The sequence below is a fragment of the Chryseobacterium barbadense genome, assembly GCF_042849955.1.
GTDB lineage: Bacteria > Bacteroidota > Bacteroidia > Flavobacteriales > Weeksellaceae > Chryseobacterium.
In genome coordinates this window covers 1-22,099 of record NZ_BAAFHL010000042.1, presented here as the reverse complement: position 1 = coordinate 22,099, position 22,099 = coordinate 1, and the positions used below count along the sequence as shown (strand labels likewise).

The following is a 22,099-nucleotide window of genomic DNA, read 5'->3' as shown; positions in this document are numbered from 1 at the left end:
GGCAGGGTTACCTGAATAATCAGTGTAATTGGAAGCTCCCGAAGCATTCTCCATAACAGGCTTACCATTAGGACTTACCTTAACATTTGAAATATAATCAGTAGCTGAGCTCTGGCCAGACATCGGGCAGTGCACCACAGTAGGGGTTGTAAAGAAATACAATGGTGTAAAGTTACCCGGAGTACCATTACAGATGTTAGCTACCTGCATTTCATACTTTGTTAATTCAAGAAGGTTAGTCAGTGTATAGGTATTCGTTGGAACAGCTATTGTAGTCCAGCTCGGAATACCCACTTTTCTATATCTTAAGACATAGGTTGCACCTGGGAAAGGATCCCAAACCACAACAGCGGATGTTGGAGTAAGAGTTGTAATCGTTAATCCAGGAGGCGGAATCTCACATGTTCTTTCCGTAGTAAATACTTTTGGTGTTGACCATGGGTTAAGTGTAGTTTCTCCGTCACATTTATTTGCGATCTGAACCTCATACGTTGTGTACACACTTAAACCTGTAAGAGGATAATTATTGGCCGGTGGTGCCGGTAAGTTGACCGTTGTCCATGCAGTTGTTCCTACCACTCTGTATCTCATGGTATAGGTAGAGCTGGCTGCAAGTGGAGTCCAGGTCACCAATGCCGTAGTTGTTGTGATATTACTTATTGTCACGTTTGGAGGAGTAGGATCACATCTTGTTCGGAACTGATTATTCGAGTATGCTCCTGTTGTTGTATTACAAATAGCAGCTACCTCTACTTCATATTGAGTAGCAGAAAGCAATTGAGTCAATGTATAAGTATTGGTTGGCGTAGGATAAGGCTGAGCCGGTACCGCTACGGTCTGCCATGTAGTAGAACCGACAGGTCTGTATCTGATCGTATAAGAAGCTTCTCCTGAATCCTGAGGCCATGTTAAGGTAACAGAATTATGAGTAATATTCGTTAAGGTAACCACAGGTGTGGTTGTTTTACAGATCACCAGCTTCACATTATCAATAGCTACCGGAGGCTGAGTTCCCCCTGAACCGTCATTTCTCCATTCAAATACCAGACGCATGGTGTTACCTGCAAAGCTGCTTAAGTTTAAGTTAGCATTTAAATATCCTAACCATGTTGCCTGCTGGTTATAGTTAGTTCCTAACTGAATTCTACCTGTTCCGGCAGTAATCAGAGTACCCGCAGTAGGCATATAAGTAGCCGGAACCAGCCACACTCTCAGATAATCGAAAGAGCTTTCTCCAACAGCTTTCCAGTCGAACGAAAGCTTAGCGATTGTAGTTCCTGCTGGAACAGCAATATCTCTATAAGCATGTACCGTACTGGTTGATGTAATAGTATAGCTATTAGTTGCACCTGCGTCATTGGAAATATAAATAGAGTTTCCTGTATTTCCCGTAGCTGCACCCATAAACCATTTATTAACCTGTGTACCACTTGTAAATCCGAAATCATTAGGTCCGGAAGTAAATGGCTGATAATATGGAATCGTTGCGGGGATTTGTGTAGTGGTAAAACTTGGGCCTGCTACCCAGATACTTGGATTGGTAGGGCTACACATAGTACGTACCCACCAATAATAGGTTGTATTTGGAGTAAGAGGGGTTAAAGTAGTAGATGTTCCCGCAACCGGTGTACCTGCTGTGGCATTGGTAGGAGGAATGCCTGTAGTGTTGAAAAACACCTGATATCCGTTGGCTGGTGCCGGGTTAGGAGCAGTCCAGTTAATAGCGGCAGTAGTAGACGTAACTGTAGTTACTCCCATGGCAGTAGGCACAAAACATGAAGGAATAAACAGATTGATGTTATCAACGGCAATGGCCGGCTGGGTTCCGATAACACCGTCATTTCTCCATTCAAATACCAGACGCATGGTATTACCTGCAAATGTGCTTAAGTTGACTGCTGTATTGAGGTAATTCTGCCAGGTAGTCTGCTGGTTGAAGTTACCCCCTATCTGGATTCTGCCTCCTCCTGCAGTAATCTGGGTTCCTGCAACCGGTACATAGGTAGATGGTACCATCCACACTCTTAAGTAGTCAAAAGTACTTTCACCAAATCCTTTCCAGTCAAAAAGCAGATAAGCAAGAGTTGTTCCTGTAGGTACAATAATATCACGGTAAGCATGAACCACGCTGGATAAATTTACATTATAGCTATTGGTAACGCCATTATCATTGGAAATATAAATAGAATTTCCCGGGTTTCCGACAACATTGCCGAAATACCACTTGTTAGGCTGTGAACCGCTGGTAAAGCCAAGATCATTAGTAGTATTAAAGTTCTGTGTATATGGTATCGTTGCTGGAATCTGAGTGGTGGTAAAGTTCCCGCCAGGCATCCAGATACTGCTGTCTGTAGGGCTACAAACAGCTTTTACCCACCAATAATACGTAGTATTGGGTGTTAAGGGAGTCAGAGTAGTAGTTGTTCCTGTAACCGGTGTTCCTACTGTTGCAGCGGTAGGCGGAACTCCTGTGGTATTGTAATACACCTGATATCCATTCGCTGGTGCCGGAGTAGGAGCTGTCCAGCTTAATGAGGCAGTAGTTGCCGTTACAGAAGTAGTCGTCAGGGCAGTAGGGACAAGACACGTAGGAATGAACAAATTGATATTGTCAATAGCTACAGCAGGCTGAGCTCCGAGAATACCATCATTTCTCCATTCAAATACCAGACGCATCGTGTTTCCTGCATAAGCACTTACGTTTAAAGTGGGTGATACATAGGTTTGCCATGCCGCTTGCAGGTTAAACTGACCTACCTGCGTTCTTCCGGGGCCTGTACCAATCTGAGTTCCCGGAGTAGGAGTAAAAGTGGCAGGAACCAGCCATACTCTCAGATAATCCCAGGTACTTTCTCCTCCCGCTTTCCAGTCAAATGAAAAGGTGGCGATAGTAGATCCGGCAGGGATTGTTATATCTCTGTAGGCCTGAACTACACTGGATGAATTGACGTTGTAACCATTGGTTACCCCATTATCATTGGAGATATAAAGTGAGCTACCGGGATTACCAGTAACGTTACCATGAAACCATTTGTTAGGCTGAGTACCGTTGAGAATGGTAAGATCATTCGTGGTTGAAAAATCCTGAGTATAAGGTAACGTTGCTGCCTGACCATAGGCTTCCGGTATAAAGCCCATATTCATCAAGCATAGAAGAAGAACTAAAACAGTAGAAAATTTCTTCATAGGGTAATATTTTATATTAATAATACAAATCTAAGTGTTTTTTACCTTTTCTCCTTATTAATTTTCATGTTTTTATAAAAAAAATATAAGGATATGTAATATTTGTTCAAAATGTTGTTTTGAATATGCTGAATTAAACGCTCTTTTATTCCGTTTTATTGTATTAACGAAGCGGAATCTGACACCGTTTATCACCATCGTTAAATACTTTCAGGTCAAAAGGTAATACATTGGTATTCATAAAAACTGATAAAAAATCGACAATTTTAAGATGGGGAATAATTTTTGAAGTAATTTGCATCGATTATTTTTACCTATGTTTGATAAGCAACAAAGAAAACTGAAGAGATCTGCCAGATTGATCTCCGTACTAAGCAAATACGGATTTAAAGATATGTTGGCCAGGATGAACGGAAACAGGCAGGAAGAATATCCCCACGATCCGGATGAAATTATCTCAAAAGGTACAGTGTACGAACGGATAAGGCTGGCTTTGGAAGAACTGGGACCTACTTTTGTGAAGCTTGGGCAAACCTTCAGCAACCGGGAAGATCTGTTGCCTCCGGAATTGATTCAGGAGTTGCAGAAGCTTCAGGATAAAGTGGACACCGTAGAAATGAATGTAGAAGAAATCCTGGAAAATGAATTCAATATTCAGGTAAAAGATCATTTTCTTGAAATTCCCAAAAAACCAATAGCTACAGCCTCCATTGCACAGGTATATAAAGCTGTTTTGCTAAATGGTGATCACATTATTCTGAAAATAAAAAAGCCTGATGTCCAAAAAGTTATCGAAGACGATCTCCTATTAATTAAAGATCTGGTAAAGCTGGTTTCCACGTATTCTGAGATCGGGAGCAAGCTCAATCTTAAGCAGGCTATTTCAACTTTTGAAAGATCGTTGCTTGAAGAGGTTTCCCTGATCAACGAAAAAAATAATATCCAGCAGTTTGCGCTAAACTTTAAAAATAATAAAGAGACGTACATTCCAAAGGTTTATGAAGAATTTTCCAACAATAATGTATTGTGTATGGAATTCATAGACGGAATAAAAGTAACCGATAAATCAGTTCTTATAGCCAATGGGATTGATCCCGTAAAAGTTTCTGAAATAGGACTAAGGCTGTTTGTATCCCAGATTCTGGATTATGGTTTTTTCCATGCGGATCCGCATGCCGGAAATATTCTGGTGAAAAAAAATGGTAAGATTGTCTTTATAGATTTTGGAGCTGTAGGGAAAATACAGCCTAATGATAAGGAGATCCTGGAGAATCTTATCGTAAGCTTTGTGGCGAAAAATCCCCATAAAATTGTGCGTTACCTCAAAAAAATGGCCGTGAGCTATGATATTCCTGATGAGAGAAGATTTGAAAATGATGTGGAAGATATTCTGAATTTCGTTCACAGCTCTTCTTTGCAGGAGATCAATGTACAGGTGATCATCAATAAGATGAAAGATATTTTGAAAGACAACAGGCTGTATATGCCGGATTACTTTTACCTGTTATTTAAAGGAATAAGTCTGATAGAAGGTGTTGGAAGGAATATTAATCCTGATCTGGATATTGTTAAAAGCCTGCATCCATATACCAAAAAAATATTTGCCAAAAAAATAAGCCCGAAAAACCTGCTGAAAATGGGAGTAGACAGGGCGATGAACTTCACGGATAATGTAGATGAAATCCCAAAAGAACTTCGTTCCGTCTTACAAAAACTGGATGAAAACAAATTCACGGTTTCCAGCGAGATCAAAAATATCGAAAAGACCAATCAGCTCATCAAATCCAGTGTGGTCAACCTGATTTTAGCAATGATACTGGGTGCGAATATGGTTGCGACCGCCATTGTTTTCGTATCGGAATCAGGTCCGAAAATAGGTGAAATGTTGTTGATTGCAGTACTGGGATTTATCTTTTCCGTATTGCTGATTCTTATACTTTTGCTGAGGATGACCAGAAAGTAAAATGCTTCGGCGTTCAGTTAGACAATGAAATTATAAATTATAGATTTTAAATTTTAAATTTTAGATGGATAATATGATCACTTATCAATGATTCTCTACATTGTCATGTTCAAAGAATCCGAAATATCTCCTCCTAAACACACAAAAATTAAATGCCTATCTTTGCCAAATGGAAAAACTCACTTTTGCCGATTTTGACCTTCCGGTTAAAATTCTTGATGTTTTAGCGGATCTTGAATTGTTTGAACCCACTCCTATCCAGGAAAAAAGCTTAAAGCCGATACTTTCCGGGAGAGATGTTATGGGAATCGCGCAAACGGGAACCGGAAAAACATTGGCTTACCTTTTACCTGTTTTAAAAACATGGAAGTACAGCAAAAGCGGAAATCCTACGGTTCTGATCCTGGTTCCTACCAGAGAACTGGTGGTGCAGGTAACGGAAATCCTTGAAAAGCTGACAGAAAACATTACAGCCAGGGTGATCGGAATATATGGCGGAAAAAATATCAATACCCAAAAACTGCTGTTCAATGACGGGTGTGATATCTTGGTGGGAACTCCGGGAAGGGTGATGGACTTGTCCATTGATAATGCGATTTCGCTGAAAGAAGTGCAGAAACTGATTATTGATGAATTTGATGAAATGCTGAATTTAGGGTTCAGGCCTCAGCTGACTCATATTTTCGAAATGATGAAAGAAAAAAGGCAAAATATTCTTTTCTCTGCGACTATGACGGAAGCCGTGGATGAAATGTTGGATGAATATTTTGCGAACCCGGTTGAAATTTCATTGGCAAAGTCAGGAACTCCTCTTGAAAAAATACAGCAGACAGGGTATAAAGTTGAAAACTTCAATACTAAAATCAATTTGCTTGAGCATTTATTGAAAACCGATGCCGATATGTCAAAGGTTTTGATTTTCAATAATAATAAAAGACATGCCGATTTATTGTTTACCAAAATAGATGAGCTTTTCCCGGAACAATTCGATGTGATTCATTCCAATAAATCCCAGAACTACCGATTGAAAGCGATGAAGAGATTTGAGAATGAAGAGGTGAGAGGGCTGATCACTACAGACGTTATGGCGAGAGGTCTTGATATTTCAGATATTACCCATGTAATTAATTTTGAAGTTCCTGAGGTTCCTGAGCAATATATCCACAGAATTGGTAGAACGGGTAGAGCGGATAAAGACGGAAGTGCGGTGACTTTTGTAACCAAAAAAGAAGAAACTTTACTTCTGGACATTGAATTGTTGATGGATAAAGAGCTTCAGTTCATCGATTTCCCTGAAGGAGTGAAGATCAATCCTAAAAAAATCGCTGCGGAAGAAGAGCAGGTGGTGATGAAAAATCCGGCCAGAGTAAAACTGAATGAAGGAGGAGGCGCTTTCCATGATAAGAAAGATAAGAATAAGAAAGAAAACTGGGGCGGACCTTCCAAGAGAAAAGCACCGAAGAAATTCGGAGCGAACAGGGCTCAGCAAAAAGCAAAATCTAAAGCGAAGAGAAAAAAATAAAATAAAAACTCCCGGATTCTATTCCGGGAGTTTTTTTATTTCATATAAGGATTCATCACAGAAGTCCAGAGTCTGTAGCCCTCAGGAGTAATGTGAAGCATGTCTTCCACAAAAAGATCTTTTCTTACGTTTCCATTGGCATCCTGCATTACTTTGGTAATGTCTATGAATTCCGCATTCGGTTCTTTTTTCATAAAGCAGGCAATTTTCTTATTTGCCTTTCTCATTTGCGGCCATAGTTTCTCGCGGCTGGGAGAATACTTGATGGAAATATAATCCACTTCTATGTCGGGGAATTTTTCACGGATCTTGCTATAAAAAGTTTTGAAACGTTTTACCACTTCTTTTGCCTTCAGCTTATGATCATCGGCAAAATCATTCTCGCCACAGTAAATAATTATTTGCTTAGGCTGGTAAGGATTCAGGAGGTCTTCCGCATAAAAATTAAGATCGGTCAATCTTGAGCCGCCGAAGCCTCTGTTAATAATGGTTTTGTTCGGAAAATAAGCGGCAACATCCGTCCATTTGGTAAAAGATGAGCTTCCGATCAGAAGAATGGCATCTTTAGGAGGAGTTTTTTCCTGGTCTGCTTTTTTAAAGTTTTGAATATCCTGCCAGAACATCGGCTTTTTGTCCTGGGCAAAGAAAAGAGTGAAAGCCAGTAGCAAGAATGCTGATAAAATCTTCTTCATTGTTTAATAATTGATTTAATTAAATTCATCTCATAAAAAACTCCCGATTTCTCGAGAGTTCTGTTTATCTTTTATAAGTTGTATAATAGAGGTCGTTAACACCGTCTCCATTAGCATCCCCATTATTGAAAAGCTGCATTACTTTTAATTCCGAATTAGAAAGGATCATTACTTTATAGTTTTCAGCTTCTTCCTGATCAAATTGAATGGAAAGATCTTTGGTTTCTTCATTATAAGTAAACTTACCTTCATTTTTACCATTCAATTGGCAGTTGGCATCTGTTCCTGAGAAGTAAGTGTAGCTCACGTAATAATCAGTTCTGAAATGTAAAATATTTTTCATACTGCATCCGGATGGAGAACCTACTGAAAGTGTAGTTTTACCGTCTTTTCCGGAAATGATCTCTGTTTTACTTACTCTCCAGTCACCTTTTAACATATCCATTTCGTAAGCTTTAACATCATCATCTTCACAAGAAGTCAGCGCAATGGCGGAAAAGGCAAATAAAAGTAGCTGTTTTTTCATTTTCACAAATTTAAGAATATGCTAAAATATAAATAAATTTGAAATATCCGTAATGAAATATTGGTTTTTTAAACGAATGTTTATGAATAAAGAAGATTGAGATAAAAAGGTTTAGGAATTAGGGTGGAAATTAAGATTCATAAAATATTCTATTCACTATATCCTAAATCTTAATACCTGTTACCTAACTTCTTATTTAATAGCTCATCTCTACAATTTTATAAGCATCCTGTGGTGTCAGTTTCTTATGCTCACCCAGTCCGGACCAGTTTCTGGCTGTAAAAGCTTTTTCCACTCTTTCAGCGGTTCCCTGGTATTCTGCTGTATATTCTGAAAGCTTTGTTTGGATATGGAGGCTGTGGAAAAACTCTTCCAGCTTTTTAATCCCTGTATCAGCTTTTTCTTCAATTGTACCGTCTTTGATTCCCCAGACTCTTTCAGCATACTGCGCAAGTTTTCCTTTCTTAGTCTCAAAATTATATCGGTAATGAGAAGGTGCAATGATCGCCAACGTTCTGGCATGGTCAATCCCGTAGTAAGCTGTTAATTCATGCCCCATTGCATGAACAGCCCAGTCTGTGATCACCCCTTTCTGGATCAGCCCGTTCAGAGCCATCGTACAGCACCACATGAAATTTCCTGCCGCTTCATAATCAAATTCTTCTGCCATTACTTTAGAGGCCGTTTCCTGTAAGCTGATCAGGATGCTTTCCGCAATTCTTTCCTGCAGATCTGCGGAAGAAGGGGCTGTCATATATTGTTCTAAAACGTGAGTATAGGCATCTGTAATTCCGTTCGCGATCTGGTTTTTGGGAATAGAACGGACTACTTCAGGATCAAGCACTGAAAATTGCGGGAAAAGCCCGGGACCTCCGGAGGATAGCTTCTCATTGGTTTCCCTTCTGGAAATCACATATCCCGAATTCATCTCGGAACCGGTTGCAGGCAACGTTAAAATACTCCCGAAAGGCATGCCTTCTCCTTCGAAGGTTCTTACAGAGTTTCTCAGGATGTCCCAAGGCTCTCCGTCATAGTTGGCTGCTGCGGAAAGGAACTTGGTACCGTCAATTACAGAGCCTCCTCCTACAGCGAGAAGGAAGGTGATATTTTTTTCTTTGATAAAAGCCAGGGCATTCATCAGAACCTCATATTCCGGATTAGCCGGCACTCCGCCGAACTCATGAACTTCATGATTTTTTAGCGCTTCTTTTACCTGATCATACACACCATTGCTTTTGATGCTTCCGCCTCCGTAAATCATTAATATCTTGGCATTTTGTGGAATCTCTTTTGAGATTTTAGCAATTTCGCCTTTCCCAAAAAGTATTTTGGTTGGATTTTTAAACTCAAAATTAAGCATTGTTCTAAATTTATTTAAAGCCAAATGTAGTGAATGCGAAAGGAAATTTAAGTTAAAGAAAATTTAAAATTACTATCAGTTGATTGTAATATACCTATTGAATTGCCGGATCAGAATCGTTAAAGTTCTTTTGGAAATAACTAATGGTGTTAGCACCCAGTGTCCTCACCACTGAAGGAAGAATCTTGAAACAATCCTGAACATAGCTATGAACCCGTTTTGAAATATATTCCGTAGCTTTTACTTTCCAGTCTCCCGTTTTTTCTATTGATCTTTACAAGGAATGCTTCTTTTGTATCTGTATTTCCTTTTGCTTTAGACAGGAACATCGAAATCTGTTTATCCTCAATTTTATAGGAACTGCTCAGTCTGTTTGTTATATCAACGGTATACCCATACGTGTTGGCAATTAAAATGGCTTCCGGAAGATTATCAACAGTTCCGATGAAATCTCTTAGTTGCTTTTCATTGGAGAAATATCTGGACTGGCTGTTTTCACAGGCAATGAGATATGAAAAACAGTCTTCTCCTAAACATTTTTGAAAGAAGCCTTTCTCCGGAGCCGGATCATTGATCGTCATATATTCCGGAGCCTGACTCTCGTAGATGATGGCTTTATCAGGATCGGGATTATTGCGGAAAACAGACCAGTATTGGTATTTTTTATCAGGAACAATGAATGGGTAGAGTAGATCGGCATTGTCTAAGATTTCCGGGATTTTTTTGAAATCGGAAGGAACAGCTTTCTGACCGAAAGCTAAACCGGATAATAACAATAAAGCGAAGGATAATAATTTCATTCTGTTGTTTTATAAATTTGGCAGGTCAAAATTTATTCCAACACAATTTTATAATATCCGTTTTCGTCTTTTACATCAATACCTATGCCTGTAAACGTTAACTTATTAATTTGATAGCCTTCACATCCGGAATCAAATTCCGACGACTGGATTGAAAAATCAAAAGGTTTTACATTAGAAGAGAAAGTATAATTTTTGATGCCATTATAAGCACCCACGTTTTCTAATATAACCATATCATCGGATGTTTTTGTCAGTTGTACCGCGACTTGATTTTCATCCTTCACCGAATAGACACTAAGGGTTCCGTTCGTAATAAGATTTTCATCATTAGAATTTACGAATTTAAAAACGATCGGCTGAGGAGCATTATAGCAATCGTCTCCACAGGCTGTGAAAATAAAAGCTGTTAAAAGAAATGCAAATATTTTTTTCATGGGATTAATTTTTCTGTGAAATCTAAAACTTTTTTTAAAATTGAAAAATATACTTATGCCCGCAACTTATTTTCTTCATTAAAACGATCTCTGTATATTATTAAATATTGTGACAAATTATAATCTGTGACATTGAGATCGTCAATCTCTACTTCTATCTTTTCATTTTTATGGTAAAAATAAAGATAATTAACTTCAGAACTATATTGATGGTGGGATATTGAATCTTTAACATGTTTTGTGATTATTTTCTCATGTTGAATTTCGCTCCATTTTATTCTGGGGTTCTTATTTAGCTGGATGCCTTCATTATTAATGGAAATTACAACACTAGATGTTTTTTTGATGTCTTTAATGACCATTATAAAGGGAAAAGCAAGAAGCGCTAATGCAGATATGGTTCCAAAAATATTATCAAATTTCTTTTTGTAATAGAGAAGAGTCAACATAAAAACTCCAATAATGATAAGAATCAAATAGAATGATATATTAATCATTTTCAATGAAACAGAGTATTTGATTTGAATTTCTTCAGGAACAGTATTCTCGTTTATGGGAATGTCCATGGTTTTATGAGATAAATATTGTTTATACATAAATAGGAGGATTGCTATTGCAGCAACGAAAAATATAATGGAAAACAGAATTGAAATTTTTAAAAAATAAATTCCTAGATACAAGGTTATGACTTCAGAAATCATATAAAAAACAATTCCAAATTTTACTTTCATAAGTATACTGTCTTCTTTAATAAGAACTATCAAAATTAAATATTTTTTTAAGATAAAATTACTTCTGCTTAATCGCAAATCCCTTACATTTGTTATATGATACACGACCAACGCGCAGAAAAATTCAGGCAGATTGTAGAGAATAAATACCAGATCTACAATTCATTATTTATGAGCCTGCCTTATGATAAAATGACGAATATCGGGATGTTGCTCCCGTTTTTATATGAAGAAAGTAAAAACGGTTATGAAGCAGGAAAAACACCGGAAGATATTGTAGAAGAATTCTTTAAAAGCCATACGGATTTACATACGGAAGAGCAGAAACTGGAACTGCTGTTCAAGATCATCCAATATATCGAAAGGCAGGTGGTTTTGTTTGACAGTATCGAAGATGCGGCTTTTCCCAATCTCCATTCGGAAAGTGATAACGGAACGGTGACCAATTTATATGAACGCTCCCTTCAGGAACATAAGCTTGAAAAAGTACGCGAGAAGCTGAAAGACTTTACGGTGAAAGTGGTTTTCACAGCTCACCCGACGCAGTTTTATCCGAGTTCTGTACAAAGGATCATTCATGACTTGAGGAGTGCCATTACCACAGATTCGGTGACGAATATTGATATGCTGTTGCAGCAGTTGGGGAAAACACCTTTTGTTAACAAAGAAAAACCCACACCGATCGATGAAGCATTGAGCATTATTTCCTATTTGAGATATGTCTATTATGACACAATAGGGGAACTGTTTACCAAGATCAAGAAAACATTTGGAAACGGGCATTTCCATCTGCATGAAGATATTATCCAGCTCGGCTTCTGGCCTGGTGGAGACAGGGATGGAAATCCGTTTGTAACTGCGGATGTTACAAAAAGAGTAGCGGAAGAGCTTCGTTCAGCAATTTTGAAATCCTATTACAGTCATTTGAAATTCATCAGAAGAAGATTAAGCTTCAGGGGAGTTTCGGAAATATTGAACCAGTTGAGTGATGAGTTATATGCTGCGATATTCAATAATCAAAAAATTACAGCCAAAGATATTTTAAAGCGAGCCGATGAAGCAGAACATATTCTTATCAATCAACATAATTCGTTGTTTTTGGATCTGTTGGTGAATTTCAAAGATCGGGTAAAAATTTTCGGGACTCATTTTGCTACCTTGGATATCCGCCAGGACAGCAGGATTCATCAGAAAGTGATCGATGAGGTTTTTGCCAAAATGTACGGAAATACAGAAGCTACTGATGAAGAGAAGTTCAATAAGTTAATTGAGATTTCAGATCCGGTAAACGCTGAAGATTTTGAAGATATTATACAAGATACCCTGAAAACTGTTGCTCAGGTGAAAGAAATCCAGGAACTGAACGGAATCAGAGGAATGAACCGGTATATTATTTCCAATTCAGATGCCGTGAAGGATGTGATGAATGTATATGCGTTTTTTAAAGTCTGCGGGTATCAGGATGAGGACATCAAAGCAGATATTGTTCCGCTTTTTGAAACCATGGAGGGTCTTGATAATGCTGAGAAAGTAATGAGTGAGCTGTATCAGAATCTGGTCTATAAAAAGCATCTTGAAAGAAGAGGAAATCAGCAGACCATTATGCTTGGTTTTTCAGACGGAACCAAAGACGGCGGCTATCTGAAAGCCAACTGGGAAATCTATAAAGCTAAAGAAGTGTTAACTAGACTTTCCGAACAGAACGGGATCAAAGTCGTATTTTTTGACGGCAGAGGAGGACCACCTGCAAGAGGAGGCGGTAAAACCCATGATTTCTATGCTTCTCAGGGGAAAACAATAGCCAATAATAAAATAGAATTAACCATTCAGGGGCAAACCATTACCAGTATTTTCGGGAATAAAGAACAGGCAAAATATAATTTTGAGCAGCTTCTGACCGCCGGAGTTGAAAATGATGTGTTCAAAAATGCAAAAAAAGAATTAACAGATCAACAAAGAAAACTTATCATTGAGCTAGGTGAGGTGAGCTATAAAAAATACTCGGATCTGAAAGCTCATCCGATGTTTGTACCCTATCTCCAGGAAATGAGTACGCTGGAATATTACGGAAAAACCAATATCGGAAGCCGTCCCTCCAAGCGTGGAAACGGAAATGAGCTGAAATTTGAAGATTTAAGAGCTATCCCGTTTGTAGGATCATGGTCACAACTGAAACAAAATGTTCCGGGGTTCTTTGGATTCGGCTTTGCAATGAATGAGATGAAAAAGCAGGGAAGATTTGAAGAAGTGAAAGAGCTCTATAAAGGCTCGGATTTCTTTAAAACATTAGTCCTGAATTCTATGATGAGCATGAATAAGTCTTATTTTCCGCTCACTTATTATATTAAAAACAACCCTAAGTTTGGGGAATTCTGGAATGTGCTCTTTGAAGAATACAATCTTTCCAAAAACATAATGCTGGAACTGACTGGTTTTACCCTGCTTCAGGAAGAGGACCCGCTTTCCAGAAAATCCGTGAAAATCCGTGAGAAAATTGTATTGCCATTATTGAGTATTCAGCAATATGCATTGATGAAAATCCAGAAAGGAGAAGGTAATAAGGAAGCTTATGAAAAACTGGTGACCCGTTCTTTGTTCGGAAATATTAATGCGAGTAGGAATTCTGCATAAGTTGATTTAATGAGAATCTAACCATGTAAAAGTATTATATGGAATAACAAAATAATTATTCATTCAAATAATAAAGCCTCTCAAATTGGGAGGCTTTTGTTTTACTCTTTTATAAATTTCTCATAATAGACCTTATCCTTGGTCTGAATTTTCAGATAATAAGTTCCTTTCGGAAAATCTTCCACTTTAATGGATTTTTGATCAGCCGCTTTTCTGATCAATTGGCCTAAATTACCATAAACCTCTAAACTCAAAACTTCACTTTCAGAGGCAATATTTAAAATGCTTTTCACCGGATTCGGGAAAATAGCAACTTTATATTTTTTTACCAGCTCCGAAGTATTCAGAACAGAAGTATACAAGCTTCCGAAATTAAGGATCCCATAGCCCATCTGTATGGTATTACTTGGATATAATGAAGCGGTTTGTCTTAACTTATTTCTCATCAGATCTCTGTTCATGGTAGGAAACGCCTGGATTAAACAGGCTACACCGCCCGCAGCAATAGGTGTTGCAATAGAAGTTCCGTTTACGGTGGTTACAGAATTATTGTTAACGGTAGGTGTTGCGGTTCCTCTTGCACAACCGTCAGGTTTTATAACTCCGGCAGAATTAGGGCCGTATGATGAAAATCCGGAAGAGCTTCCTGAAGCATCCACGGAGCCTATAGTGAAAACTTTGGCATTATCAGCCGGAGTTCCCAAATAGTGCCAAGGCAGTTGACCTGAGTTTCCTGCTGCAACAAGAACAAAAATACCTTTATTGACAGCAATTTCCGCTCCTCTTGCAATAAACGAAGTGGTACCGTTCATGTTGGCATATGTGTAATTGTATTTCGGATCATCAAAAGTCGTATATCCTAATGAAGTGGTGATCATATCCACTCCTTTTCTGTCTGCCTCTTCTGCCGCCTCAATCCAATATAATTCTTCTTCCGGGATTTCTACAGCTGTGTTTTCACTTCGGTAAAGATAAAAACTGGCGTCAGGAGCGGAACCCACAAAAGAATCCTGGATATACCCTCCAATAGCACCCAGAACAACTGTTCCATGGGCATTCAGAGAAGTATTGTAGATGTCTGTGCCTTTTGAAACAAAATCATAACCACCCTTGATCAGATTATTCGTCCACAATCTTGAAAAAGCAGAACCTGTATTCACGGTAGGAAATCCGGTATCAATAACTGCGATGGTAGTTCCTGTTCCTGTAAATCCTGCAAGATGCAACTGTCTGAGGTTGATCTGGTCAATCTGGGCAGCTCCCGAACCGTAATCAAACGTTGTTAAAACCTTCTGGGCTTCCGTGATGCTTTCCCATTTATTATGTTGCAGAGTCTTGGTTCCTGAAGAAGAATTTTTGGCAAAACTTTCTACAGATTGTACATATGGTTGTGACTGTAATGTTGTGATTTGAGCTGGAGTAGCGTTTACAGCAGCTCCGTTCAGCCATTTGGAATAATCGGTTACCGTAAAACCCAGGTTTTGCAGGTTTTGAATATAGGATTGTTCAATAGGGGCATCCTGATCATTAAGGGGAATTCCCAATGTGGTGCGCCTGTCAAGGGACTTTTGAGAAAGTTCGGATAAAGGATTGGCATAAAAAGCCGCCTTATTAGGTTTATCCGTAAAATAGACAAAAACAAGTTCAGTCTGCCCGAAAGCAAAAGAATAACCCGTTAGAAGGCAAAATAATAAAACTTTTTTCATACAGTTATTTTGTATAAAGATAAAACAAAATCAATAAAATTTTTGACAGGATATTAAATTCCTTATTTTTACAGAAATAATTATTTATGAAAAAGATTCAGATGGTTGACTTACAAAGTCAGTATTACAAAATAAAGAATGAAGTAGATAATGCAGTTTTAAATGTAATGGATTCAGCAGCCTTTATCAACGGCCCTGAAGTAAAGTCTTTCCAGAATGAATTGGAGTCTTATTTAGAAGTAAAGCACGTGATTCCTTGTGCTAACGGAACAGATGCGTTACAAATTGCTTTAATGGCTTTAGACCTGAAAGAAGGCGATGAGGTTATTACAGCTGATTTTACATTTGCAGCTACCGTAGAAGTCATTCATCTGCTTAAACTTAAATCTGTTTTGGTAGATGTGGATTATGAAACTTTTACCATTTCAACGGAGCAGATCAGAAAAGCTATTACTCCGAAAACAAAAGCCATCATCCCGGTACATTTGTTCGGGCAGTGTGCTAATATGGAAGAAATCCTTAAGATTGCCAAAGAGCATAATTTATACGTTGTAGAAGACAATGCACAGGCGATAGGGTCAGAATATACTTTCTCTGACGGAACCGTAAAAGCTGCAGGGACGATGGGGATTGTAGGAACTACTTCATTTTTCCCTTCCAAGAACTTGGGGTGTTATGGAGACGGAGGAGCTATTTTTACCAATGATGATGCATTGGCCCACCGACTGAGAGGTATTGTAAACCACGGAATGTATGAAAGGTATTACCATGATGAGGTAGGGGTAAACTCAAGATTAGACAGCATTCAGGCTACTGTGCTAAGAAAAAAGCTTCCTCACTTAGATACCTATAACGAAGCAAGAAGAAAAGCAGCAGATTATTATGATGAGGCATTTGCCAATCACCCGGATATTCTAACGCCGAAAAGAGCAGAAAACTCTACTCATGTATTTCACCAGTATACATTAAGAATTTTGAATGGTCAGCGTAATGAACTGCAACAGTTCTTAACAGAAAAAGAAATTCCTGCCATGATCTATTATCCTGTTGCGTTGAGAAAGCAGAAAGCATATTATCAGGAAAGTAACGATGCAGATTTTGTGAATACGGATAAACTGTTGGATCAGGTAATTTCTCTTCCGATGCATACGGAATTGGATGAAGAACAATTGAAGTATATTACGGATGCTGTGCTGGAGTTTATGGGATAATAGCTATGGAGAGAAAGAAAGTTTTTAACAAAAAATGGTTGTATTTACTTTCAATATTAATATTCATTTATTTGTTATTATTTTCGACAGTTCTTATTTTAGGATATTATCCTGATTTTTACTATTTCCATATGATTATCAATACTTTGTTATTGTTGTTAAGTGTTATTACTCTTATTTTATTGTTTGAAAAAAGTAAAAAATCTATTTTATATATTAATTTATTTTTCAGTGTTTTTATAATTTTAATATGTTTTAGATTGTTGTTTACCATAAAACCAGATACCTATTTTATAAGATCACAGTTTTCATATTTGATCTTTTCAATAGTTTATCTTGTAGTGGTGAACAAATTTAAAGTTAGAAAAGTAAAAGAACTGGAAATAGAAGAAATAGGAAAACACAAAGAATAAAAAATACGTATTAAAAATGGCAATACTTGTCACAGGAGGATTAGGGTACATCGGTTCCCATACAGTAGTTGAGCTTCTTCATAATGGCTTCGACGTAGTTATCGTAGATGACCTTTCTAACTCAGAAAAATTTATTTTAAAAAATATAGAGGAAATTACAGGAAAGAAACCTGTTTTTTATCCTTTTGATCTCAAAAGAAAAGAGCTTCTTACCCAGGTTTTTGATGCTCATCCGATCGAGGGATGCATCAATTTTGCAGCCTATAAAGCGGTAGGAGAGAGCCAGGTAAAGCCGGTGGATTATTATGAAAACAATTTGTTTTCTTTAATTAATATTCTTCAGGAATTCAAAAAAAGAAATATTTCCAATTTTATTTTCAGTTCATCCTGTACCGTATACGGACAAGCCGATACAATGCCGATAGATGAGAATACTCCTTTAAAAATGCCTGAAAGTGTCTATGGAAAGACCAAGCAAATGGGGGAGGAAATTCTGATCGATTTTGCGAAAGCTTACCAAAGAAAAATATCATTGTTAAGATATTTCAACCCGATCGGAGCACATCCTTCTGCAAAATTAGGTGAACTGCCGATCGGAGTTCCCAACAATCTTGTTCCTTATGTGATGCAGACAGCAGCAGGGATCCGTGAAAAGCTGAATATCTGGGGAAATGATTATGATACGGAAGACGGAACACCAATAAGGGATTATATTTACGTTGTAGATGTAGCCAAAGCCCACGTGGCCGCATTAAAAAAGCTGATGGGGAATCCGTCGGAAGAAAGTGTAATTGATATTTATAACCTGGGAACAGGCAAAGGCTCATCTGTTTTAGAAGTGGTAAAGGCATTTGAGACAGCGAATCATGTGGAAGTGCCTTATCAGATCTGTGATAGGAGAGAAGGGGATATTACCATTGCTTACGCTAATGTGGATAAAGCAGAGCGAGAACTCAATTGGAAATCCGAAACCTCTTTGGAAGAAGCTCTAAGGACGGTTTGGGAGTGGCAGAAATACCTGAATTCCAGAAACTCTTAAAAAATATTGTATGGCTTGGAATCCTGAAGTATACGATCAGTTTAAAAATGAACGTTCCGCACCTTTTTTTGATCTGCTGAATCTGGTGGAAAAAAGATCGGATCTGTCAGTCATTGATTTGGGCTGCGGAACCGGAGAGCTTACTTCCAAATTATTGGATTATCTGGAAGATTCTAAAGTGTTGGGAATAGATTCTTCAGCCGAAATGCTTGAAAAGGCAAAACATTTTGAAACCAGCAGGCTTGCTTTTGCAAAAAGAACCATTGAAGATCAATTAAACTTAAATGACACCTTTGATCTTATTATTTCCAATGCAGCTATCCAATGGTGTAGCGAGCATAAGGAACTTTTTCCAAGAATTATTCATAGGATCAAAAAGGGTGGACAACTGGCTGTTCAGATGCCATCCAATCATGAATTCATTGTTCATAGGTTATTGGATAAAGTGGCAGATAAAGAGCCTTTTAAGGAAGTATATGCTTCCTGGAAACGGGAATATACCGTATTAAAGATTGAAGACTATGCAGGAATATTGTTCAACAATAAAGGAAGGGAAATCACCGTTTTTGAAAAAGCATTTCCGCATGTTCTTGAAAATGCCGAAGCAGTATACAACTGGGCATCGGGAACAGCTATGATTCCTTACGTTGAAAAGCTTCCGGATGATTTGAAAGAACAATTTAAAAGCGATTATAAAAAAGAATTACAGGAAATTTTTCCTGTATCGCCGGTATTTTATCCGTTTAAAAGGACTTTTATTTCGGCGAAATTTTAAAAAAGAAACTCATATGAAAACAGAAAGAATAGGTATTACATTTTCTTCATTTGATTTGCTGCACGCCGGTCACATCAAAATGCTGGAAGAAGCAAAAACCGTTTGCGATTATTTAATTGTAGGGCTGCAGATTGACCCTTCCCATGATCGCCCTAACAAAAATAAGCCTACCCAAACTATTGTAGAGAGATACATCCAGCTGAAGGCTGTAAGTGCCGTAGACGAGATCATCCCTTATTATACGGAACAGGACCTGGAAGATATTCTGAAATCTTTTGTGATTGATGTAAGAATCATCGGGGATGATTATATGAACAGAGATTTTACGGGGAAAAAATATTGCGAAGAAAAAGGAATTGAAATTTATTACAACAAAAGAGATCACCGGTTTTCCTCCAGCGATTTAAGAAAGAGAATTTATGAAGCCGAAAAGAATAAAGTAGAAGTTTTAAAATAAAAAAAATCCCGAAATGCTTCGGGATTTTTTATTTTCTATTTACATTGGACCTTGCTGATCATCTCCGCTTTCATTCGCATTGATGTCTTTTTTCTTCTTAGGCTGCTCTACTTTTTCTCCCTGCTTGAATCTGTACGTCAATGATAATGCAAACTGTCTTGGCTGCCATTGCATATAAGATTCTCTCACACTATTAGCCGTATAGGTGGTGCTTCTCATAGCTCTTGTATTGAATATATCCTGGACATTGAAAGATAATGTTCCGTTTCCTTTCCATATTGTTTTTGAAGCTCCAAAATTGATCGCATACATATCTTTTCTATCCTGGTAAGCAGTTTTCTGCCCTCCTCTGTAAAAACCTTGCAGCTGGAAGCTAAAGGTCTTATCAATTTTGAACGTGGAGGTAAGTCTTGCTCTCGTAGAGAAGCCGCTTCCTTCAAAATTAGCAACCGCTTGGATAGGGTTTCCATCCTGATCAAAAGTATCATAAAGAGTACTTCCCTTAGTATTATATCCAAATAAATCAATATTTCCAAGAAATTTCAGCCAGCTGGTAGCATCCCAGTTAAAATTCAGATCTAAACCAAAACGGTCATCAGAACCTAAATTAATGGGTCTGGTGTGAGATTCGATACGTTTAGGCGTAATGATATTGCCGTTTTCATCTTCCGCTAGCTTATTGTAAACAAGCATCTTGGTGTCATCTGTCTGATGTCTGTAGTATAATGTAGGGTTGATGGTAAATTTCTTTTTAGAAATACTGTAACCGAATTCATATGAATCTACATAAGAAGGATTCAGGTCAATATTTCCGTCGAAAATATTCTGGTTATCACTATAGTTCGGATTAGGAATCATAAAGAATGATCTTGGACGGTCAATTCTTCTTGTATAATTTAATAATAGCTGATTATCCTTTGCAAACTCATAGCTTAAATAAACACTTGGGAATAAGTTGTTATAATTTTTTGTTGAATTAATAGCTTGTGAAGCAGGGTCAAGATTTTTGTAATTGATATCAATATTTGATATTTCATCCCTTAAGCCTAACTGATAGCCAAAGTTTCCGATTTTACTTTTGAACTGCAAGTAGAAAGCATTAAAAGTTTCTTTATACGTTGCATCATAAGTATATGGTCTTAAGAATGACAAAGTAGGGGATGTTAAAGTACTTTCCTGAACATCATTGCTATAATCATTATTGTTAATGTCTAATCTGTAGCCTGCTTCCAGTTTAGAGTTTTCGCCAATAGGAAGCTCATAGTCTGCTTTAGCAATAACGGATCTGTTGATGGTATTTTGATTAACGATGTTTTGTAAGGCAAAAGCACCGTTTCGGGTTTCATCTATATTGGTATCGTTATAAGATCTGTTTCGTTGTAGGCTTAATGATAAAGTCAGATTCTGCCCTTTGTCATTGAATTTATGATCCAATCCAAAATCTCCCTGAAAGGCAAGGTTGTTATTGCTTCCTAATGTTATTCTTTTAGAAGAGCCATTTGGATCTTTGAAATAAGTATAATAATAATCAATATTACCTACACTCTCACTATCGAATGTTCTTACTGTTCCTGATGCATTTACAGAAGTTTTATCTGAAATATCATAAACAATTCCAGCCGAAGCATTATAATTGTTGTTTTTGTTTTCATTTTCTGAATCCGTATTTCTTTGTACCAGGTCATCATTTAATATAGCATTGCTGAAATAATCATCATTTCTGTTAGTACTTTTAGATTCTCTGTAACCGCCACCACCATTTAAAAACCATGTGAAATTTCCTTTTCTCCAGCTTAAATTGGTATTTAAATTGGTCTGTGGAAGATATCCTAACGTTCCCGTTACACTTCCGTTGAATCCTGTTTTTTTGTTCTTTTTAAGAATGATATTCAAGATACCTGCGGTTCCGCTTGCCTCAAATTTAGAGGAAGGGTTGGTAATTACTTCAATTCTTTCAATCTGGTCGGCAGGAATACTTTGTAAAGCATTGGCACCATCATCAATTCCCAAAAGGGCAGAAGGTTTACCGTTGATCAAAAATCTCACATTAGAACTCCCTCTCATGGAAACCGTTCCATCAGTATCTACGGAAACTGAAGGTACATTGGCCAATACATCCTTAAGATTCCCTCCCTTACTGACAATATCCTGTGACGGGTCGTATGTTTTTTTATCTAATTCTACCTTATAAGGTTTTGTACTGGCTGCAGTGATGGTAACCCCCTGGATTTCCTGAGTATTTAAATCTGTACCTGTAGCTTCAGGCACAATTGAAAGGGCTCCGATATTTCCTGCTGCGGTAATTTGTCTGGTAATTACACTTTTTTTGTAATCGATGGCCTCCACTGTAATATCATAATTTCCCGGAGCCAGATCCAGCTTATATTGTCCTTTTTCATCTGTAAGAGTGGCATCACTCAATGCTTTATTCGCTTTATTGCTGAAGGTTACAGAAGCGTAAGGAACAGCCTGATTGCTCTTGTTAACGATACTGCCTGTAACACCTACTTTTTCCTGGGCAAAAGCCAAAGCTGCCGCCGAAAGAACAAAAGTAAGTCCTAAGGTTTTCTTCGTGAAAATGTTGAAAATTTCCGTCTGGTTCATAAGGTATTTTTTGTATGAAATCGTAAAAATTTATTCTTTACATTAT

The 22,099-nt window shown here is 37.7% G+C and carries 16 protein-coding genes; 7 read left to right on the top strand and 9 right to left on the bottom strand.

Annotation, left to right across the window (positions count from 1 at the left end; genetic code table 11):
- The coding region (locus ACGHIN_RS13265; protein ID WP_390454306.1) for a fibronectin type III domain-containing protein at positions 1-3,186 on the bottom strand (3,186 nt) is incomplete at its 3' end.
- A 316-nt stretch (positions 3,187-3,502) separates the two neighbouring features.
- On the opposite strand from ACGHIN_RS13265, the gene ACGHIN_RS13260 reads away from it, so the two are divergent.
- Together ACGHIN_RS13260 and ACGHIN_RS13255 are read left to right on the top strand one after the other, a co-directional pair.
- Positions 3,503-5,149 (top strand): ABC1 kinase family protein, encoded by a 1,647-nt coding sequence (locus tag ACGHIN_RS13260; RefSeq protein WP_390454303.1) that lies wholly within the window; start codon positions 3,503-3,505, stop codon positions 5,147-5,149.
- 169 nt (positions 5,150-5,318) lie between these two features.
- Positions 5,319-6,671, top strand: a complete 1,353-nt coding sequence (locus ACGHIN_RS13255) for a DEAD/DEAH box helicase (protein WP_390454300.1) — start codon at positions 5,319-5,321, stop codon at positions 6,669-6,671.
- 35 nt (positions 6,672-6,706) lie between these two features.
- Here ACGHIN_RS13255 and ACGHIN_RS13250 read toward each other — a convergent pair whose 3' ends face one another.
- From ACGHIN_RS13250 to ACGHIN_RS13225, 6 genes are all read right to left on the bottom strand, one after another.
- Positions 6,707-7,363, bottom strand: a complete 657-nt coding sequence (locus tag ACGHIN_RS13250) for a GDSL-type esterase/lipase family protein (protein WP_390454297.1) — start codon at positions 7,361-7,363, stop codon at positions 6,707-6,709.
- Between the two features lie 64 nt (positions 7,364-7,427).
- Positions 7,428-7,889: a lipocalin-like domain-containing protein gene (locus ACGHIN_RS13245; RefSeq protein WP_390454295.1), complete on the bottom strand. Its 462-nt coding sequence runs from the start codon at positions 7,887-7,889 to the stop codon at positions 7,428-7,430.
- Between the two features lie 196 nt (positions 7,890-8,085).
- Complete coding sequence (locus ACGHIN_RS13240; protein WP_390454292.1) at positions 8,086-9,249, bottom strand: iron-containing alcohol dehydrogenase; 1,164 nt, start codon at positions 9,247-9,249, stop codon at positions 8,086-8,088.
- A 206-nt stretch (positions 9,250-9,455) separates the two neighbouring features.
- A complete protein-coding gene (locus tag ACGHIN_RS13235) occupies positions 9,456-10,049 on the bottom strand; it encodes a hypothetical protein (protein WP_390454286.1) in 594 nt (197 codons plus the stop codon).
- A gap of 32 nt (positions 10,050-10,081) precedes the next feature.
- Positions 10,082-10,486 (bottom strand): putative periplasmic lipoprotein, encoded by a 405-nt coding sequence (locus ACGHIN_RS13230; RefSeq protein ID WP_390454285.1) that lies wholly within the window; start codon positions 10,484-10,486, stop codon positions 10,082-10,084.
- A 53-nt stretch (positions 10,487-10,539) separates the two neighbouring features.
- Entirely contained in the window at positions 10,540-11,217 is a 678-nt protein-coding gene (locus ACGHIN_RS13225) for a hypothetical protein (protein ID WP_390454282.1), read from the bottom strand.
- Positions 11,218-11,313: 96 nt separating this feature from the next.
- Here ACGHIN_RS13225 and ACGHIN_RS13220 point away from each other — a divergent pair, with 96 nt between their 5' ends.
- Positions 11,314-13,848 carry a phosphoenolpyruvate carboxylase gene (locus ACGHIN_RS13220; protein WP_390454279.1) on the top strand — a complete coding sequence of 845 codons (2,535 nt, stop codon included), beginning with the start codon at positions 11,314-11,316 and terminating at the stop codon, positions 13,846-13,848.
- A gap of 101 nt (positions 13,849-13,949) precedes the next feature.
- On the opposite strand, the gene ACGHIN_RS13215 is transcribed toward ACGHIN_RS13220, so the two are convergent.
- Positions 13,950-15,554, bottom strand: a complete 1,605-nt coding sequence (locus tag ACGHIN_RS13215; protein WP_390454276.1) for a S8/S53 family peptidase — start codon at positions 15,552-15,554, stop codon at positions 13,950-13,952.
- A gap of 86 nt (positions 15,555-15,640) precedes the next feature.
- Between ACGHIN_RS13215 and ACGHIN_RS13210 the strand changes: the two genes are divergently transcribed.
- From ACGHIN_RS13210 to ACGHIN_RS13195, 4 genes are all read left to right on the top strand, one after another.
- Entirely contained in the window at positions 15,641-16,765 is a 1,125-nt protein-coding gene (locus tag ACGHIN_RS13210) for a DegT/DnrJ/EryC1/StrS family aminotransferase (RefSeq protein WP_390454273.1), read from the top strand.
- A 429-nt stretch (positions 16,766-17,194) separates the two neighbouring features.
- A complete protein-coding gene (galE, locus tag ACGHIN_RS13205) occupies positions 17,195-18,217 on the top strand; it encodes a UDP-glucose 4-epimerase GalE (RefSeq protein ID WP_390454272.1) in 1,023 nt (340 codons plus the stop codon).
- A gap of 10 nt (positions 18,218-18,227) precedes the next feature.
- The gene (locus ACGHIN_RS13200; protein ID WP_390454269.1) at positions 18,228-18,992 is read left to right on the top strand and encodes a methyltransferase domain-containing protein; all 765 of its coding nucleotides are present in this window, start codon (positions 18,228-18,230) and stop codon (positions 18,990-18,992) included.
- Between the two features lie 13 nt (positions 18,993-19,005).
- Complete coding sequence (locus ACGHIN_RS13195; protein WP_390454266.1) at positions 19,006-19,449, top strand: adenylyltransferase/cytidyltransferase family protein; 444 nt, start codon at positions 19,006-19,008, stop codon at positions 19,447-19,449.
- A 39-nt stretch (positions 19,450-19,488) separates the two neighbouring features.
- On the opposite strand, the gene ACGHIN_RS13190 is transcribed toward ACGHIN_RS13195, so the two are convergent.
- Positions 19,489-22,053 carry a TonB-dependent receptor domain-containing protein gene (locus ACGHIN_RS13190; RefSeq protein ID WP_390454263.1) on the bottom strand — a complete coding sequence of 855 codons (2,565 nt, stop codon included), beginning with the start codon at positions 22,051-22,053 and terminating at the stop codon, positions 19,489-19,491.
- Positions 22,054-22,099: the final 46 nt, after the last annotated feature.

Coding starts and splice junctions, on each gene's coding strand:
- ACGHIN_RS13260 (WP_390454303.1), top strand. CDS start 3,503: ATGTTTGATAAGCAACAAAGAAAACTGAAGAGATCTGCCAGATTGATC.
- ACGHIN_RS13255 (WP_390454300.1), top strand. CDS start 5,319: ATGGAAAAACTCACTTTTGCCGATTTTGACCTTCCGGTTAAAATTCTT.
- ACGHIN_RS13250 (WP_390454297.1), bottom strand. CDS start 7,363: ATGAAGAAGATTTTATCAGCATTCTTGCTACTGGCTTTCACTCTTTTC.
- ACGHIN_RS13245 (WP_390454295.1), bottom strand. CDS start 7,889: ATGAAAAAACAGCTACTTTTATTTGCCTTTTCCGCCATTGCGCTGACT.
- ACGHIN_RS13240 (WP_390454292.1), bottom strand. CDS start 9,249: ATGCTTAATTTTGAGTTTAAAAATCCAACCAAAATACTTTTTGGGAAA.
- ACGHIN_RS13235 (WP_390454286.1), bottom strand. CDS start 10,049: ATGAAATTATTATCCTTCGCTTTATTGTTATTATCCGGTTTAGCTTTC.
- ACGHIN_RS13230 (WP_390454285.1), bottom strand. CDS start 10,486: ATGAAAAAAATATTTGCATTTCTTTTAACAGCTTTTATTTTCACAGCC.
- ACGHIN_RS13225 (WP_390454282.1), bottom strand. CDS start 11,217: ATGAAAGTAAAATTTGGAATTGTTTTTTATATGATTTCTGAAGTCATA.
- ACGHIN_RS13220 (WP_390454279.1), top strand. CDS start 11,314: ATGATACACGACCAACGCGCAGAAAAATTCAGGCAGATTGTAGAGAAT.
- ACGHIN_RS13215 (WP_390454276.1), bottom strand. CDS start 15,554: ATGAAAAAAGTTTTATTATTTTGCCTTCTAACGGGTTATTCTTTTGCT.
- ACGHIN_RS13210 (WP_390454273.1), top strand. CDS start 15,641: ATGAAAAAGATTCAGATGGTTGACTTACAAAGTCAGTATTACAAAATA.
- galE (WP_390454272.1), top strand. CDS start 17,195: ATGGCAATACTTGTCACAGGAGGATTAGGGTACATCGGTTCCCATACA.
- ACGHIN_RS13200 (WP_390454269.1), top strand. CDS start 18,228: ATGGCTTGGAATCCTGAAGTATACGATCAGTTTAAAAATGAACGTTCC.
- ACGHIN_RS13195 (WP_390454266.1), top strand. CDS start 19,006: ATGAAAACAGAAAGAATAGGTATTACATTTTCTTCATTTGATTTGCTG.
- ACGHIN_RS13190 (WP_390454263.1), bottom strand. CDS start 22,053: ATGAACCAGACGGAAATTTTCAACATTTTCACGAAGAAAACCTTAGGA.